This window comes from Streptomyces sp. NPDC049627, from assembly GCF_044465645.1.
Classification (GTDB): domain Bacteria; phylum Actinomycetota; class Actinomycetes; order Streptomycetales; family Streptomycetaceae; genus Streptomyces.
Window position 1 is genome coordinate 1 of record NZ_JBITLW010000016.1, and the last position, 16,079, is coordinate 16,079.

A 16,079-nucleotide genomic window follows, 5' to 3' on the forward strand; every position below is an offset into this window, starting at 1 on the left:
GTCCGGCGTTTGAGGACGAGGCCCCTTCAGGGCCGAAGCGGGGGTCTGGGGGCGCAGCCCCCAGGGACGGGACGGGTAGGGGCGGCGGGGGCGAGGAACTAACCCCGCGTCAGCGACAGCAGGTCCCGTGCCGGGCCCACCGGGCGGTGGCCCGTCGGCCAGACCGCCCGCAGGTCCCGTGCCAGGGACACGCCCGCCACCGGCACACTCACCAGCCGGCGCATCGACAGTTCCTCGCCGACGGCCAGCTCGCTCAGCACCGCCGGCCCCGCCCCGCTCACCACGGCCGCCTTGACCGCCGTCGTCGAGGACAGCTCGATCAGGGGCCGGGCCAGCCCGCCCAGGGCCGCGTCCAGGACCTGCCGCGTGCCGGAGCCCTTCTCACGCAGGATCAGCGGCGTCGCCGCGAGCTCGGAGGCCTCCAGCGAGCGCCGGCGACGCGCCCAGGCGTGACCGGGCGCGGTCACCACGATCAGGTTGTCGTGGGCGATGACCACCGAGTCCAGCCCCGTCGGCACCGTCAGCCCCTCCACGAAGCCGAGGTCCGCCTCGTCCGCCAGCAGCCGCTCGGCGACGGCCGCGGAGTTCCCGGCGAGCAGCGACACCGCGGTGTCGGGACGCTGGGCGCGCAGGGCGAGCAGCCAGCCCGGCAGCAGGTACTCCGCGATGGTCATGCTCGCCGCCACCCGCAGCCGCGAGTCACGCCGGTCCCGCAGCGCCTGCGCCCCCGCGTCGAACGCCTCCGCGGCCTCCACGACGCGCCGCGCCCAGTCCGTCACCAGCGCCCCCGCGTCCGTGAGCCGGGAACCTCTCGGTGAACGGTCCACCAGTGCGACACCCAGCTGGCGTTCCATCGAGCGGATCCGGCTGCTCGCCGCCGGCTGTGTGATGCCGAGTTCCCGCGCCGCCCCACCGAGACTCCCGAGCCGCGCCACCGCCAGCAACAGCTCCAACGCCCCGAGATCCGGGACGCGATGTGCCAGGGATCCCGCGCGAAACTGCCCCTCCGCCACCTCTGCCATAAGCCCAGTTTATGTGCCCATAGAGGCAAAGTCCCTGGTGGGAGACGACGGGCGACAGGACCCTGTGCACATGGTCACCGCCGTCCGTCATCTCGGACCCAACTGGTACTCCGCCGTCATGGGCACCGCCGCCGTCGCCACCGCCGGAGCCGCCCTGCCGGTCCGGGTCCCCGGCCTGCGTACCGCCTGCGCGGCCGTCTGGGCGCTCTCCCTCGCCCTGCTCGTCATCCTGCTCGCCGCCCGCGCCCTGCACTGGACCCACCACCGCGACCAGGCCCGCGCCCACCTCCTCGACCCGGCCACGGCGCCCTTCTACGGCTGCCTGGCCATGGCCCTGTCGGCCGTCGGCGGCGGTGCCCTGACCGTCGGCCGGGACTGGATCGGGACCGGGGCGGCGGTCGCGCTCGACGCCGTGCTGTTCACGGCCGGTACGGTCGTCGGGCTGGCGGCCGCCGTCGCCGTGCCGTACCTCATGGCCGTACGCCATCGGATCGAGCCGTCGCAGGCCACGCCCGTGTGGCTGCTGCCGCTCGTCGCGCCGATGGTGTCCGCCGCCCTCGGGCCGCTGCTGGTGCCGCATCTTCCGTCCGGGCAGGCCCGGGAGACGCTGCTCTTCGCCTGCTTCGCCCTGTTCGGGCTGAGTCTGCTCGCGACCTTGCTGATGCTGCCGCTGGTCTTCGCCCGGATCGTCACCGGCGGGCCGCTGCCGCTCATCCTCACCCCGAGCCTGTTCCTGGTGCTGGGTCCGCTCGGGCAGTCCACCACCGCCGTCGGCATCTTCGCGGACGTCGCGCCGGGTGTGGTCCCGGCCCCGTACAGCGAGGGCTTCGGCATTCTCGCCGTCCTCCACGGCGTGCCCGTCATGGGCTTCGCGCTGCTGTGGTTCGGGCTCGCCACCGCTCACGTCCTGCGGGCGCGCCGGCACGGCATGGGGTTCGCGATGACGTGGTGGGCGTTCACCTTCCCGGTCGGTACCTGTGTCACCGGCGCCGAGGCACTGGCCCGGCACACCGGGCTCGTCGTGTTCGACGGGCTCGCGGTCGGGCTGTACGTCGTCCTCGTCGCGGCGTGGACCGTCGTCGCCGCGTGCACTGTGCGTGGCGTCGTCAGCGGCGCGCTGCTCGCAGGGCCCCGGCCAGCACCCGCGGCGCCTCGGCCAGTGACGGGCCGTACCACGTCAGGTGCCGTCCGCTGACCAGGGCGCAGGGCAGTCCGGGGAACGCCTCCGGGCCGTCGTCGGCCGTGAAGCGGTAGGGCTCGTCGGGCAGGACGACGACGTCGGGGGCCGCTGCCCGCAGGTCGTCCAGCGGGATGCGGGGGTAGCGGTCCTCGTGCGTCGCGTACAGGTTTCCACGCCGAGGCGGGCCAGGACGTCGCCCGCGAAGGTGTCGCGGCCCAGCACCATCCAGGGACGCCGCCAGATCGGCACCACGGCCGTCGTACGGCGTTCCGGGGGCGGGAGTGAGGACCAGGTCTGCTCCGCCTCGTCCAGCCATCGCGGGCGTGCCGCCGCACCGCAGGCGTCCAGTACGCGGGCCAGCTCGCGGAAGGCCTGCGGGACGTTCCGGACCTCGGTCACCAGGACCTCGACGCCGGCCGCGCGGAGGGCGGCGAGGTCGGGGGCGCGGTTCTCCTCCTCGTTGGCGATCACCAGGTCGGGGCTGAGCGCGAGGATCTTCTCGACCTTGGGGTTCTTGGTGCCGCCGACGCGCGTGACGTCCAGGCCGGCGGGGTGGCTGCACCAGTCCGTGGCGCCGACGAGAACGCCGGGGGCCGAGACGGCCACGGCCTCCGTGAGGGACGGCACCAGGGAGACGACGTGCATCAGCGTCCCGGCCGGTCCCGGACCGCCTCGATGTGCTCCGCCACCGCGACGACGATCACGCGCGTGTCCGGCACGGTCGCGCGCCAGCGGTGGCGCACCCCGCCGGTGAGGTACAGGGTGTCGCCCCGCCCGAGCCGGTAGGCGCGGCCCTCCGCCTCGATCTCCACGGCGCCGTCCGCGACGTACATCAACTGGTCGTTGCGGTACTGGAATTCACGGCCCGCGTCATGGTCGCCGGTGAACTCCGAGGCGTGCATCTGGTGGTGACCGCGCACCAGGGACCGGGTCCGTGGCTGCGGCGCCAGTTCGGTGGTGTCGGCCCGTACGACGTCGACGCTGCACGCCGGGTCGGCCGCGGCGAGGAGCTCGACGGCGGTCGTACGCAGGGCGTCGGCGACCTTTTCGAGGGAGCTTCTGCTGGGACGTGCCCGGTCGTTCTCGACCTGGCTCAGGAAGGGCACCGACAGGCCGCTGCGCTCGGCCACGACGGCGAGGGTGAGGTCCAGCGCACGGCGCCGCCGCCGCACGGCCGCGCCCACTCGAAGGGGCTGATCCTTGTGGTCACCCATCGCTCCGGCTCCTTCCTTCGCTCGTCGGTCCACTGTCCGCACGCCCGCCGCCGGGCACACACCGTCTGTTGAGTTCCTTGCACCCTACGCATGTTCGGCAAACCGTTTCATGCGCCCGTCACATCGACGACGCATCGGGGGGAGTACGACCCATGCGTTCGCGCCAGCGCAGGGGTGCGCCCGATGCACCGGGCACCCCCATACCACTCCTGACTCGCGCTCAGCACAAGAGAGCTGTTGTTCTGTTCCATACTCCGGCGGCCGTCGGTGTTCCGTTGCCCCTCGGCCCGCCGGCCTGGCCGGAAGGCCGATCGGGGGTCGCGCCCGGGGCCGTCAAATCCCCGCCGGGGGAAGGGAGTTGGTCCGGCCGGGTTCAGGTGGTGGGGTAGCGCTGCGTGGTTGGCCGGATCCTTTTCGTAGGCGTGCGGTGTGACGGTGCGGGCACACCACGAGGGGCGGGCCTGCCGTACGGGAGGGGAAACCGTACGGCGCGACCCGCCCCTCGGGCGGCGGTCCGGGTCCGTCAGGTCACCCGGCCGCCTGGTTCTTGTGCTCCGATCCGGCGACCGGAGCCCACTTGTCCAGCAGGCCCGGGTTCTGCTCGAGCCAGCTGCGGACGGCGTCCTGCTCCTTGCCCTTGCCCGCCTTCGTGATCTTCGACTCCAGGCCGGTGAGCTGCTTCTCGGTCATGGAGAAGTTCTTCAGCCACTCGCCGACCTGGGGATTGTCGTCGGCGAAGCCCTTGCGGGCGAGGGTGTGCACGCCGTCGCCCTTGCCCCAGGCGCCCTTCGGGTCCTTGAGCTTCTTCAGGTCGTAGTCGCTGTACGCCCAGTGCGGCGACCAGAGCGTGACGACGACCGGCTCCTGCTTGGCGTACGCCCGCTTGAGCTCGGCGAGCATCGCGGGCGTCGAGCCGTCCACGACGTCGTACGTGCCGTCCAGCCCGTACTCCTTGAGGACCTTGTCCTTGAGCAGGCCCATCATCCCGGCGCTCGGCTCGATGCCGATGATCCTGCCCTTGAAGTCGGAGGCCTTGCTCTTGAGGTCCTCCAGGGAGTTCACGTCCTTCATGTACGACGGGACGGTGAGCTCCAGGGAGGTGGGGCCGTACCAGGAGCCGAGGTCGTCGAGCTGCTTGCCGTACTTCGCCCAGTACTCGGCGTGCGTGGTGGGCAGCCAGGCGTCCGTCTGGAAGTCGATCTGGCCGGTGGCGACGCCCGTGTAGAGCGGGCCTGCGGCGTACTGGGTGGTGGTGACCTTGAAGCCGCGGCGCTCCAGCAGTTCCTTCCAGAGGTACGTGGAGGCGATGCCCTCGTCCCACGGGATGTAGCCGATCTTGATCTCCTTGCCCTTGCCGACGTCCGAGGCGGAGGCCTCGGCGGTGCCGGAGGAGGAGCCGAAGGTGCTCAGGCCGCCCGCGACCAGGGCCAGGACGGCGACGCCGGCGATCGCGACGACGGGGCGCGGGCGGTAGTTCCAGACCTTGGTGGCGCCCGCGGCGCGGGCCTTGGCGGCGGCCCGGCGGCCGAGCGGGGAGATCTGGGCGCCGAGCGCGCCGGTGATGCGGTCCAGGTAGATGGCGAGGACGACGATGCCGACGCCCGCCTCGAACCCGAAGCCGATGTCGAGCTGGCCGATGGCCTGGTTGACCGCGCCGCCGAGGCCGCCGGTGCCGACCATGCCGGCGATGACGACCATCGACAGGCTCAGCATGATGACCTGGTTGATGCCCGCCATGATGGTCGGCAGGGCGAGCGGCAGCTGGACGCGCAGCAGGGTGTCGCGCGGTGCGGTGCCGAAGGCCTCGGCGGCCTCGACCAGCTCCGCGTCGACCTGGCGGATGCCGAGCTCGGTCATGCGGACGCCGGGAGCGAGCGCGAAGATCAGGGTGGCGACGACGCCGGCGGCGGTGCCCAGGCCGAAGAAGAGCATGGCCGGGATGAGCAGCACCATCGACGGCATCGTCTGCAGCAGGTCCAGGACGGGCCGCAGGGCGGCGGAGACCGTCCTGGAGCGGGCCGCCCAGACGCCGAGCGGGATCGAGATCACCAGCGCGATCACGGTCGCGACGAGCACCAGGGCCAGCGTCGACATGGCCTGTTCCCACAGGTCCAGCGAGTCGATCAGCGCGAACCCGGCGAAGGCGAGGACGCCGCCGACCAGTCCGCGCAGCCACCAGGCGAGCACGGCGAGGATGCCCGCCAGGAGCAGGGGCTCGGGGGCGGTGAGGACGGCGTCGACGCCGTCGTACATGCCCTCCACGACCGCCTTGATCGCGTCGAAGAGCCAGCCCATGTGGTCGACGAGCCAGTCCACACCGGAGTCGACCCAGTCGCCGAGAGGCAGCCTAGGCATGGGCGATCACCTTCCCCCCGTCCGGGTTGTCGCAGGGCGCGGGGTCGGCCGTCTCCTCGCCGAGGAAGCCGAGCAGCCGCTGCCGCGGCACGACGCCGACGACCCGGTTGTCCTCGTCCACGACCGAGACGCGGTGCGCCAGCCGGGCGCTGATCGCGCACAGCTGCGTGAACGGTGTCTCGGGGCTCGCGGTCTCGCAGGCGCACAGCGGGGCGTCGGCGGTGACGGAGGTGTCCATGAGCGCGCCCGCGGTCAGCACGCGGGAGCGGTCGACGTCCTGGATGAAGGAGGCGACGTAGTCGTTCGCCGGGCGCAGCAGGATGTCCTCCGCCGTGCCCGTCTGGACGATACGGCCGTCGCGCATGACCGCGATGCGATCGCCGAGCCGCATGGCCTCGTTCAGGTCGTGGGTGATGAAGACGATCGTCTTCTTCAGGGTGCGCTGCAGTTCGAGCAGCTGGTCCTGCATGTCGCGCCGGATCAGCGGGTCGAGCGCGCTGAAGGACTCGTCCATGAGCAGCAGGTCGGCATCGGTGGCGAGGGCGCGGGCGAGGCCCACGCGCTGCTGCATGCCGCCGGACAGCTCGTCGGGCCAGGACTTCTCCCAGCCGGCCAGGCCGCACAGCTCCAGTGCCTCGGCGGCGCGCTTCTCGCGCTCGGCGCGGGGCACGCCCTGGACGGCGAGGCCGTAGGCGGCGTTCTCCAGGACGCTGCGGTGCGGGAACAGCGCGAAGTGCTGGAACACCATGCTGATCTTCTTGGCGCGGACCTCGCGCAGCTCACGGTCGCCGATCGCGGTCAGGTCCTGGCCGTCGAAGCGGACGTGGCCCGCGGTCGGCTCCAGGAGCCCGTTGAGCATGCGCAGCAGGGTGGACTTGCCGGATCCGGACAGGCCCATGACGACGAAGATCTGGCCCGGGTCCACGGTGAAGGAGGCGTCGATCACGGCGGCGGTGGTGCCGTCGGCGCGCAGCTCCTCACGGTCGGCTCCCTGGCGGAGCCGCGCGACGGCCTCGTCCGGTCGTCTGCCGAACACCTTGTAGAGATGTTCGGCCTCAAGCCTGGATGACACGGGTACCTCTTGTCTCGACGGCAGATGAACGGAGCGACGACGGCCGGGGCAGTTGAATGCGCAAGCAACGTCGCTCCGAGGCCGCGCCTGCCCGGGTTCTCCGGGCACAAACGCACAAGTGGTCCAGGCCACAGGAAGGGCGCAGGGCGCAACCCGTTGCGCGGGTGGAGCGCACGGCAGGACCGCTGCCGGTGCCGCACGGCAGGACCGCGCCGGTGCCGCACCGCACGGCCGCTGTCAGTGCCGTACGGCATGATGCGAGGCGTGACCGGACGACTGATGCTCCTCGACACCGCCTCGCTCTACTTCCGCGCCTACTTCGGCGTCCCGGACTCCGTGAAGGCCCCGGACGGCACACCGGTGAACGCCGTGCGCGGGTTGCTCGACTTCATCGACCGCCTCGTCAAGGACCACCGGCCCGCCGAGCTGGTGGCCTGCATGGACGCCGACTGGCGGCCGCAGTGGCGGGTCGAGCTGATCCCCTCATACAAGGCGCACCGGGTCGCCGAGGAGCACGAGACCGGGCCGGACGAGGAGGAGGTGCCCGACACCCTGTCGCCGCAGGTGCCGGTCATCGAGGCCGTCCTCGACGCGCTCGGCATCGCGCGCGTGGGGGTCGAGGGGTACGAGGCGGACGACGTGATCGGCACGTTCACCGCGCGGGCCAAGGGCCCGGTCGACATCGTCACCGGCGACCGCGACCTGTACCAGCTGGTGGACGACGCGCGGGGCGTGCGGGTGCTGTACCCGCTCAAGGGTGTGGGCACCCTCCAGCTCACCGACGAGGCATGGCTGCGCGAGAAGTACGGCGTCGACGGCCGCGGGTACGCGGATCTGGCGCTGCTGCGCGGCGACCCGAGCGACGGCCTGCCCGGCGTGCCCGGTATCGGCGAGAAGACGGCCGCGAAGCTGCTGGCCGAGTTCGGGGACCTGGCCGGGATCATGGCCGCGGTCGACGACCCGAAGGCGAGGCTGACACCGTCGCAGCGCAAGCGGCTGGACGAGGCGCGGCCCTACGTCGCCGTCGCGCCGACCGTGGTACGGGTCGCGGACGACGTACCCCTGCCCGACGTGGACCCCACACTGCCGCGCGCGCCCCGGGACTCGGCGCGACTGGACGAGCTGGCGGTGCGGTGGGGCCTGGGCGGGTCACTGCAGCGGCTGCTGCTGACGCTGGAGGCATGAATGGCGTTCTTGGCGCGGGGAATTCGTTCCTTGTGATGGAGACATGCGCCTTTTCTGATCGAGTCATGGCGGCATTCGCCGGACGGAGGTGCTAACTTAGGTAAACCTAAGCTTGGAACGAGGGAGGCCAGTGATGGCACTACGCTCTGCCCGCAAGCCGCGGAAACCCCACTCCGCGCAGGTCATCCGTACCGAACGGCTGACCCCGCATATGCAGCGTGTGGTGCTGGGCGGTGAGGGGCTCGCCGACTTCGCGGCGGACACCTGCACGGATCACTATGTGAAGATCCTGTTCTCCCCCGAGGGTGTGAGCTATCCCGAGCCCTTCGACCTGGAGCGCCTCCGCGAGGAACTGCCCCGTGACCAGTGGCCGGTGACCCGGACGTACACGGTGCGGGCGTGGGATCCCGAGCACCGTGAACTGACGTTGGACTTCGTGCTCCACGGCGACGAGGGCCTGGCCGGCCCTTGGGCGATGCGGGCCCAGCCCGGCGAGACCGTGCGCTTCATGGGCCCCGGCGGCGCCTACGCCCCCGCCCCGGACGCCGACTGGCATCTGCTCGTCGGTGACGAGAGTGCGCTGCCCGCGATCGCCCGCTCCCTGGAGTCGCTGCCCGAGGGCGCCACGGCGTACGCCTTCGTGGAGGTCTCCGGCCCCGAGGAGGAGCAGAAGATCGACTCCGATGTGGAGGTCGTCTGGCTGCACCGCGGCTCCCGTCCCGTCGGCGAGGCACTGGTCGAGGCCGTACGCGCGCTGGAGTTCCCCGAGGGCCGGCTGCACGCGTTCGTGCACGGCGAGGCGCACTTCGTGAAGGAGCTGCGCCAGCTGCTGAGGGTCGAGCGCGGTGTGCCCCGCGAGGACCTGTCGATCTCCGGGTACTGGCGGCTGGGCCACAACGAGGACGGCTGGCAGGCCTCCAAGCGGGACTGGAACGCGCGGATCGAGGCGGAGCAGGAGGGGGCGGCGCCGGCCGCCTAGCCCGCCGACGGACGTCCAAGGGGCGGCGCCTGAGAGGGCGCCGCCCCTTCACCGTGCCCGGGCGCTCACACCGACCGCTGGTACGAGCGGAACGTCCGGATCGACAGCCACACCGCCGCGGCCGCCAGTGCCAGCAGCCCGCCGCCCCGGAGTAGGACGTCACCCCAGTCGGGGTGGTCGGACATCGCCGAGCGGCCCGCGACCATGGCCCAGTCGAGCGGGTTGAAGTCGGCGATGTGCCGCATCCAGCCGGGCATCTGCGACGGTGCCATGAAGGCGGAGGACAGGAAGGTCAGCGGCAGCAGCAGGAAGGTGTTGATGCCGATGATCGACTCCCGCTCCCGCACCAGCATGCCGAGCGCGTTGGACAGCGCCCCGAAGACCGTGCCGAGCAGGACCGAGGCCAGGACCAGCACGGCGATGCCGCCGACGCCGCCCGGGTAGTCGGCGCCGCCCAGCAGACCGAGCAGCACGATGACGACCGACTGCAGGGCGGTGACCAGGCCGTTGTTGACGACGTTGCCGTTCATCAGGGCGGCCCGGCTGACCGGGGTGGTCAGGAACCGGTCGAGGGTGCCCCGCTGGATCTCGTCGAGCGTGGCCATCCCCGCCCACATGTTGGAGCTGAGGGCGCTCATCACGACCACGCCCGGCACCAGGTAGTCGAGGTATGTGCCGGTGCCGAAGCCGCCGAGCTCGACGACCTTCCTGAAGAGGCTGCCGAACAGGAACAGCCAGATCACCGGCTGGATCAGGGTGATGATCGCGTACGCGGGCTGCCGTACGAACACCATGAGTTGACGCTGCGTCATGTACCAGGTCTGGGCGACGGCGGCCGTGCTCATCGCGCACCTCCCGCTGCGGCACCGGCGAGAACGGCGTCCTCGGTGCTGTCGGCTTCGGCCGGGGCCTCGGCCTGCGTGTAACGGCGGCCGGTGTAACGGAGGTAGACGTCGTCGAGGGACGGACGGGCGACGGTCGCGGTGGCGACGCCGGCCCCCGCACGTTCGAGTGCGGCGAGGAGCGCGGGCAGCGCGGCGGCTCCCTCGTCGGTGCGGACGCTGACGCGGCGCCCGTCGACCAGCACCTCGTGCACGCCCGGCAGCCTGCCGAGGGCGCCCTTGAGCAGCGCACCCCCTGCTTCCCCGACCGCGGCCCGCAGTTCCACATGGACGGCGTCGCCGCGGAGTTCGCCCTTGAGGGAGTCCGGGGTGCCCGCGACAACGACCCGGCCGCGGTCGACGATCGCGATGCGCTCGGCGAGCCGGTCGGCCTCCTCCAGGTAGTGCGTGGTGAGCAGGACGGTCATGCCGTCCTCGCCGGCCAGGCGCCCGATCTCGTCCCACATGGCGGCGCGGGTCTCGGGGTCGAGACCGGTGGTGGGCTCGTCGAGGAAGAGCACCTCGGGTCGGTGCACCAGACCGAGGGCGACGTCGAGACGGCGGCGCATCCCGCCGGAGTAGCCCTTGACGGGGCGGTCGGCGGCATCGGCGAGCCGGAAGCGGTCGAGGAGCTCGGCGACGCGACGGCTCAGGGACGCACCCCTCAAGCCGTACAGCCTGCCCTGGAGTTGAAGGTTCTCGCGGCCCGTGGCGACCGGGTCGGCGCCGGAATTCTGGGCGACGACGCCGATCGCGCGGCGCACCCGGTCCGGGTGCCGCAGCACGTCGTGGCCGGCGACGGTGGCCGAGCCCGAGTCGGGGCGGGCCAGGGTGGTGAGGATCTTGACGGTGGTGGACTTGCCGGCGCCGTTGGGACCGAGGAGGCCGAAGACGGTGCCCGGCTCGACGGTGATGTCCATGCCGGCCAGGGCGGTGACATCGCCGTAGTTCTTGGTCAGTTGACGCGTCTCGACTGCGGGCGCACGGGTGGCCCTGCTGGGAGTACTCATGACGACTGCTCTCCTGATGAGCGGATGCGTGATCGTTCCGCGTGAGGAGCGCCGGGCTATCCTGGGTGTGCCGCACCTCGATGACCCGGCTGCGCCGCACGGCGGATCCGTTTCGGGGTTCGAGACCCCGGTGGAGCTGCTGCAACAGCCCGCCGGGGTTTTTTTCTCCCCACCCCTTCCGGGGTCTTGCTCACGACCCCTTCCGGGGCCCTTCTCATGGCGTGAACTCGGCCGGCAACTCCCCCGTTTCATGGAAGCGCCGCCACTCGTCGACGCCGGGCAGCGAGCCCTTCTTGATCTCCTCGAGGAAACCGCCGACCCACTGCGCCTGCGCCTCGACCATGTGCAGCTGGTACTCGACCTCGACGAGGAACAGCCTCGGCAGCTTCTCGTAGAGCTTCTCGAGCGCGCCCCGACCACTGGCCACCTGCACCTCCAGCGAGCTCAGCCGCGTCTCCAGCAGCCGCACCACCTCGTCGGGAGGCAGCGCCGCCATCAGCGAGAGCGCCGTTTCGAAGATCGGGTACTCCTTCGCCGGTACGGCGAGCAGGTCGGACAGCCACTCGGCCATCTCCTCGCGCCCGGCCTCGGTGAGCCCGTAGACCGTGCGCTCGGGGCGGTTGCCCTGGCGCTCCACACCGGCCACCTCGACGAAGTCGTGCTTCTCGAGGTTCTGCACGACCGTGTAGAGCGAGCCGTAGTTGATCTTCGTGCTGGCGTCCTTGCCCTGGCTGCGCAGGGTCTGGGCGATCTCGTACGGATGCATCGGCTTCTGCCAGAGGGTCGTCATGACGGCGAGCGCCAGCGGATTGGTGAGCTTGCGGCGCTTCCTCGGCATGGCGACCATCTCCTTCCACCTCGCCTCCGAATATCCGCAACCGAACATATCGCGACTGCCCGCAACCGTCAACCGGACACGATGTATCGCGTTGACCGCTCGCCGCGAAGAACCCGGCACCTCCACCGTGAGAACTTGGGACCGCCACAGACATGAGCACGTCATGCGAACGAAACAGCCCCTCCCTAATTTCTGTCGCCCGACAGGAACTCTCGCGCCGCTGTGCGAAAGCAGGTTGCCGCCATGACGAGCACCGCCCCCGCCGACACCCGCCCGGACCCGCCGCACGACCCCGACGCCCGCATGCTCGCCGCGTTCGGATACCGCCAGGAACTGCACCGCAGCCTCGGCCGGTACGCGTCGTTCGCGGCGGGTTTCTCCTTCATCTCCGTCCTGACGACCGTCTTCCAGTTCTTCGCCTTCGGGTACGCCTTCGGCGGCCCCGTCTTCTTCTGGGCCTGGCCCGCGGTGCTCGCCGGACAGCTGCTGGTGGCGGCGTGCTTCGCGGAACTGGCCGCGCGCTACCCGATCTCGGGCGCGATCTACCAGTGGTCGTCACGCCTGTCGAACGTCACCTTCGGCTGGTTCGCCGGCTGGATCATGGTGATCGGGCAGATCGTGGTGGTCGCGGCGGCCGCGCTGGCGCTGCAGATGGTGCTGCCGGCGCTCTGGTCCGGCTTCCAGGTGATCGGCACCGACCCCGCACCGACCTCGGCGGACGGCGCGGCGAACGCCGCCCTGCTCGGCGTGATCCTGCTGGCCCTCACCACGGTCGTGAACCTCCTGGACAACCGGGTGCTGTCCCTGGTCAACCGCGTCGGCGTCACCGCTGAGATCATCGGCGCGCTCCTGATCATCGCGCTGCTGCTGACCCACTCCGAACGCTCCCCAGGCATCACCTTCCACACCGAAGGCGCCGCCGAGTCGGGCCTGTTGGGCGCACTGCTGGTGGGCTCGTTCACGGCGGCGTACGTGATGATCGGCTTCGACAGCGCGGGCGAGATGAGCGAGGAGACGCATCACCCGCGCCGCACCGCCCCCCGCACGATCCTCACCGCGCTGGGGGCCGCCGGTCTGCTCGGCGGACTGCTCGTGCTCGGCGGCCTGCTCGCCGCCCCCAGCCTCACGGACGGCAGGCTGGCGGTCGACGGACTGAGCTACGTCCTCACCAGCAGCCTCGGCGACGGCGTGGGCAGGGCACTGCTGGCCGACGTGGTCGTGGCGATCACGGTGGCGACCCTCGCCATCCAGACGGCCGCCTGCCGGATGCTGTTCTCGATGGCCCGCGACGGCCAACTGCCGTTCTCCCGCCGCCTCGCGAAGGTCAGCCCGCGCACGGGCATGCCCGGCGCGCCCGCGGTGGTCGTCGGCGTTCTGGCAGCGGCCCTGCTGCTGCTCAACTTCGCCTCACCGGAGGCGTTCCTGGCCATCGGCACGACCTGCATCGTGATGCTGTACCTGGCCTACGCGATGGTGACCGGCCCGCTTCTGGTGGCCCGCCTGCGCGGCCGCTTCACCGCCGACGGCAGCGACGAGACGGGCGCCGGCCTGTTCTCTCTGGGCCGCTGGGGAGTTCCGGTCAACACGCTCGCCCTGCTGTACGGGCTCGCCATGACGGTCAACCTCGCGTGGCCGCGGGGTGCGGTGTATGACCCGGCGGGTGGGCATTGGTGGTTCCAGTGGTTCACGGTGTTGTTCCTGGGCACCACGGTCGTGGTGGGTGCGGCCTTCCGGGCGCACCGCGGCCTCAGGGCTGCCTCGACGGCCGCGCAGAAGACGCCGAACCAGGAGACGGCGGTCTAGGTCGGGCGACCTCCACGGGTGCGCGGGCGGTCGTCGGGTCAGCCGCCCGCCGCGCGCGCAGATGCATGCGGGCCGGCCGTCAGCGTGGAGTGCGGCGCTGCGTTGGCGACGCCCTGGCCGCGGGCCTCGGCGGTGGTCCCGTAGGCGACTTTCGGCCGTGACCTCGTCGAGCCGTATCTCGCGCAGCGCCACACGGCCCAGCGGACGGCCGGTGTTCACGTCCACGACGGCCCATTGCGCGGTCCGCTCCCCCTCCCCCCCCAGTCCTTGTGCCAGCCCGCGATCCAGCCGCCGGCCTCCTCCACGGAGTCGGCGGAGGAGGCGTCAACAGCGAGGTGAATCAGGCGGTGGAGTCGATTGAGACCTCCCATGCGATCACCCGCCGGCATCCACCTTGACCTGCAATTTCTCCCAGATACCGGTCCATGTCCCGTCGAGCTGCCAGCGCCGGGATCTACACCTCAAACCTGTCCCAGCCGGGCCAGATCCTCGTTGTAGTGCTGGAGCCGGACGCCGGGGGCGGCGTCGAGGTAGCGGGCGGAGATGCGGTGCCAGGCGTCCATGTTGGCGTTCCAGTCCCTCATGCTCAGCAGACAGCGGTGCAGTCCTTGCCGCACGGCCTCATCAAGGTGCATGCCGTTTGCGATGCGGCCGTTGAGCCTCTGCTCGGCTTGGCGGAAGTCCTCGATGCGGGCGGCCATGCGCTGGAGGGTCTCCTCAACGGCTGTTTCAAGACTGCAGCCGCGGGCCCGGCTGATCACGGTGACGATGTTGGAGGTGTCGGCAGCACTCCTCTCCTTGGCCAGGGAATGCAGGTCATTGCACCAGGCGCAATAGTCGACCGTCGCAGTCACACAGGTCTGGTACTCGGGGGTGCGGTAGAGCTGCGGCGGCAGTTCGGTCTGGGCAGCCAGTTCGACCAGGTCCATCCACATGATCATGGCCACGGAGCGGCGCCGGAGCTCGATGTAGTTGTCGATGGTTTCACTGGCACCGACGCTGCGGTTGTCGAACTCGCGGTCGTTGGCCGCCACCACTCCGTCCCAGTGCTGGGTGAAGCGGCGCCACCACACGCCGGAGAAGTGGGGGCGGATGCGGCGCAGGATGTCACCGAGGGCTCGCGGTGCCGGATGGTCCGCGTTCGAGCCGAAGGGGTCGTGGACGACCTCGCGGATCTGAGTGACCTGCCTGCGCCACTCGTATTCCTTGCCTTCGATGATCAACCGGTCGTGCTGATCGTCCCAAAGGAAGAACCAGCATGTCAGGTCGGCCAGGATCTGGGCGCCTTCACGGGTGGCGCCATACGAGTACCGGGTGCCCAGGTCGGCGTAGGCAAGCCGGTCGAAGTACTCGGCGGCCATGCCGGGCGACATCATGCCCATCCGCTGGACCCACCCCTTGGACTGCGCACAGATGCTGCGGGCGCGCGGGTCAATCCTGCCGGTAAAGGGAACGGGAACGCTCGGTATCTGCATGCTTGGCCCCAAAGTGGTGGTAGCCGGTCGATCCCTCATGAGGCTCTACTCCGCTTCCAGGCGAAACGGCTGCATGCTCATGCAGACACATGTCCCACATTGCAGCCGATGAAGGCCTCGCCACGCGCCCGACGGCAGCACGCGATGCAACAGGGCGCGAGGCGCACATTCCATCCCCACGCTGGTGCAGCGCAGAGCGCCGTAACTGTCGACGTCGAGGATGATGCCGTTGCGGTGGTTGCGGTACAGGTCCCGCCACAGACCGCGCCGGGCTCGGATGGACAGCGCAAGGCGGCCTGAATGCCTACCCTGGGCGGGCACTGAGGGAGCAGACGTTCTCGCCGGAAGTGGAATCGAGCATTGAATTTCCTGTGACATCTCTTTCCCCTGTTGCATGTGTTGTCGAAAGATCTCGCTCACTGGCGAGGCCCAGGCGGAAAGGGCACCGAGCAGTTCGGGGGCGGCCGTCTGGCGCACGCCTTGATGTCGCCCGGGCCGGCTCGAACCGTCGCGCGGCCGGCAAGCCGGCGGTTCTGCGTGGCATCGCAGATGTCGCTGCCGGGCGGGGACGGCAGTTGAGGAATCGGCCCCTGAAGACTTCGCCGTCCGCCGGGCCGTCGACGAGGCGGACACGGTCCGGTGCGTGACCGAGGGTGCCGGTGACCTCCTCGTCGCCCTGATGGCCGGCGAGCGGGATGTTGCAACCGGTGGGGCGATTACGGCCGGCTTCGCGATGCGTTTTGGTCATCGGAGGACACGTTGCGTCAATGTCGGACAGTCCCCACCAATCGGTCGGCTCATGGGCCACCGGAGCGGCACCATGGGCGGAGTGGGCGGCCGATAACACGCCTGGGCCGGGTGCGGTCATGCGCCCTCCGTATGGTGAAGTCCGCCGGGCGCCACAGACGCGCGACGGAGGCCTGGGACAGAGACAGGGCGAAGGAGACGTGGGCCAGTACGGCATCGCGACTTCGGGCAATCATGTCCTCGACGTAGGAACGCACCAATGACGTTGAGGATTGCACGAATGTGGGCGCCGTCAGCCTAGATCAAGTCCACGTGGCC

General features: G+C 70.7%; 13 protein-coding genes and 1 pseudogene. 4 read left to right on the plus strand and 10 right to left on the minus strand.

The window, feature by feature from the left end; translation table 11 throughout:
- Positions 1-98 precede the first annotated feature (98 nt).
- Positions 99-1,022: a LysR family transcriptional regulator gene (locus ACIBU0_RS35965; protein ID WP_398827129.1), complete on the minus strand. Its 924-nt coding sequence runs from the start codon at positions 1,020-1,022 to the stop codon at positions 99-101.
- Between the two features lie 70 nt (positions 1,023-1,092).
- Here ACIBU0_RS35965 and ACIBU0_RS35970 point away from each other — a divergent pair, with 70 nt between their 5' ends.
- Positions 1,093-2,217, plus strand: coding sequence for a TDT family transporter (locus tag ACIBU0_RS35970; RefSeq protein ID WP_398827131.1), 1,125 nt, complete (start codon positions 1,093-1,095; stop codon positions 2,215-2,217).
- A 28-nt stretch (positions 2,218-2,245) separates the two neighbouring features.
- Here ACIBU0_RS35970 and ACIBU0_RS35975 read toward each other — a convergent pair.
- From ACIBU0_RS35975 to ACIBU0_RS35990, 4 genes and pseudogenes are all read right to left on the minus strand, one after another.
- Positions 2,246-2,847: pseudogene (locus ACIBU0_RS35975) on the minus strand (helical backbone metal receptor); the annotation flags it as partial.
- Positions 2,847-3,416, minus strand: a complete 570-nt coding sequence (locus tag ACIBU0_RS35980; RefSeq protein WP_398827133.1) for a helix-turn-helix domain-containing protein — start codon at positions 3,414-3,416, stop codon at positions 2,847-2,849. The gene ACIBU0_RS35980 and the pseudogene ACIBU0_RS35975, both read right to left, overlap by 1 nt.
- 528 nt (positions 3,417-3,944) lie before the next feature.
- Positions 3,945-5,771: an ABC transporter permease/substrate binding protein gene (locus ACIBU0_RS35985; RefSeq protein WP_398827135.1), complete on the minus strand. Its 1,827-nt coding sequence runs from the start codon at positions 5,769-5,771 to the stop codon at positions 3,945-3,947.
- Positions 5,764-6,843: a glycine betaine/L-proline ABC transporter ATP-binding protein gene (locus ACIBU0_RS35990; protein WP_398827137.1), complete on the minus strand. Its 1,080-nt coding sequence runs from the start codon at positions 6,841-6,843 to the stop codon at positions 5,764-5,766. The genes ACIBU0_RS35985 and ACIBU0_RS35990 overlap by 8 nt, the downstream gene beginning before the upstream one ends.
- Before the next feature lie 255 nt (positions 6,844-7,098).
- Between ACIBU0_RS35990 and ACIBU0_RS35995 the strand changes: the two genes are divergently transcribed.
- Both ACIBU0_RS35995 and ACIBU0_RS36000 read left to right on the plus strand, forming a co-directional pair.
- Positions 7,099-8,028, plus strand: coding sequence for a 5'-3' exonuclease H3TH domain-containing protein (locus ACIBU0_RS35995; RefSeq protein ID WP_398827552.1), 930 nt, complete (start codon positions 7,099-7,101; stop codon positions 8,026-8,028).
- Positions 8,029-8,161: 133 nt separating this feature from the next.
- Complete coding sequence (locus ACIBU0_RS36000) at positions 8,162-9,007, plus strand: siderophore-interacting protein (protein ID WP_398827139.1); 846 nt, start codon at positions 8,162-8,164, stop codon at positions 9,005-9,007.
- Positions 9,008-9,072: 65 nt separating this feature from the next.
- Here ACIBU0_RS36000 and ACIBU0_RS36005 read toward each other — a convergent pair whose 3' ends face one another.
- From ACIBU0_RS36005 to ACIBU0_RS36015, 3 genes are all read right to left on the minus strand, one after another.
- Positions 9,073-9,852, minus strand: coding sequence for an ABC transporter permease (locus tag ACIBU0_RS36005; protein ID WP_398827141.1), 780 nt, complete (start codon positions 9,850-9,852; stop codon positions 9,073-9,075).
- Positions 9,849-10,898 carry an ABC transporter ATP-binding protein gene (locus ACIBU0_RS36010; RefSeq protein ID WP_398827143.1) on the minus strand — a complete coding sequence of 350 codons (1,050 nt, stop codon included), beginning with the start codon at positions 10,896-10,898 and terminating at the stop codon, positions 9,849-9,851. Before ACIBU0_RS36010 ends, ACIBU0_RS36005 begins: the two co-directional genes overlap by 4 nt.
- Positions 10,899-11,112: 214 nt before the next feature.
- Positions 11,113-11,736: a PadR family transcriptional regulator gene (locus ACIBU0_RS36015; RefSeq protein ID WP_398827145.1), complete on the minus strand. Its 624-nt coding sequence runs from the start codon at positions 11,734-11,736 to the stop codon at positions 11,113-11,115.
- A gap of 243 nt (positions 11,737-11,979) precedes the next feature.
- Between ACIBU0_RS36015 and ACIBU0_RS36020 the strand changes: the two genes are divergently transcribed.
- The gene (locus ACIBU0_RS36020; protein ID WP_398827147.1) at positions 11,980-13,539 is read left to right on the plus strand and encodes an amino acid permease; all 1,560 of its coding nucleotides are present in this window, start codon (positions 11,980-11,982) and stop codon (positions 13,537-13,539) included.
- 461 nt (positions 13,540-14,000) lie between these two features.
- Here ACIBU0_RS36020 and ACIBU0_RS36025 read toward each other — a convergent pair whose 3' ends face one another.
- Positions 14,001-15,053 (minus strand): hypothetical protein, encoded by a 1,053-nt coding sequence (locus ACIBU0_RS36025; protein ID WP_398827149.1) that lies wholly within the window; start codon positions 15,051-15,053, stop codon positions 14,001-14,003.
- Positions 15,054-15,318: 265 nt separating this feature from the next.
- Positions 15,319-15,978: a hypothetical protein gene (locus tag ACIBU0_RS36030; RefSeq protein ID WP_398827554.1), complete on the minus strand. Its 660-nt coding sequence runs from the start codon at positions 15,976-15,978 to the stop codon at positions 15,319-15,321.
- Between the last annotated feature and the right edge of the window lie 101 nt (positions 15,979-16,079).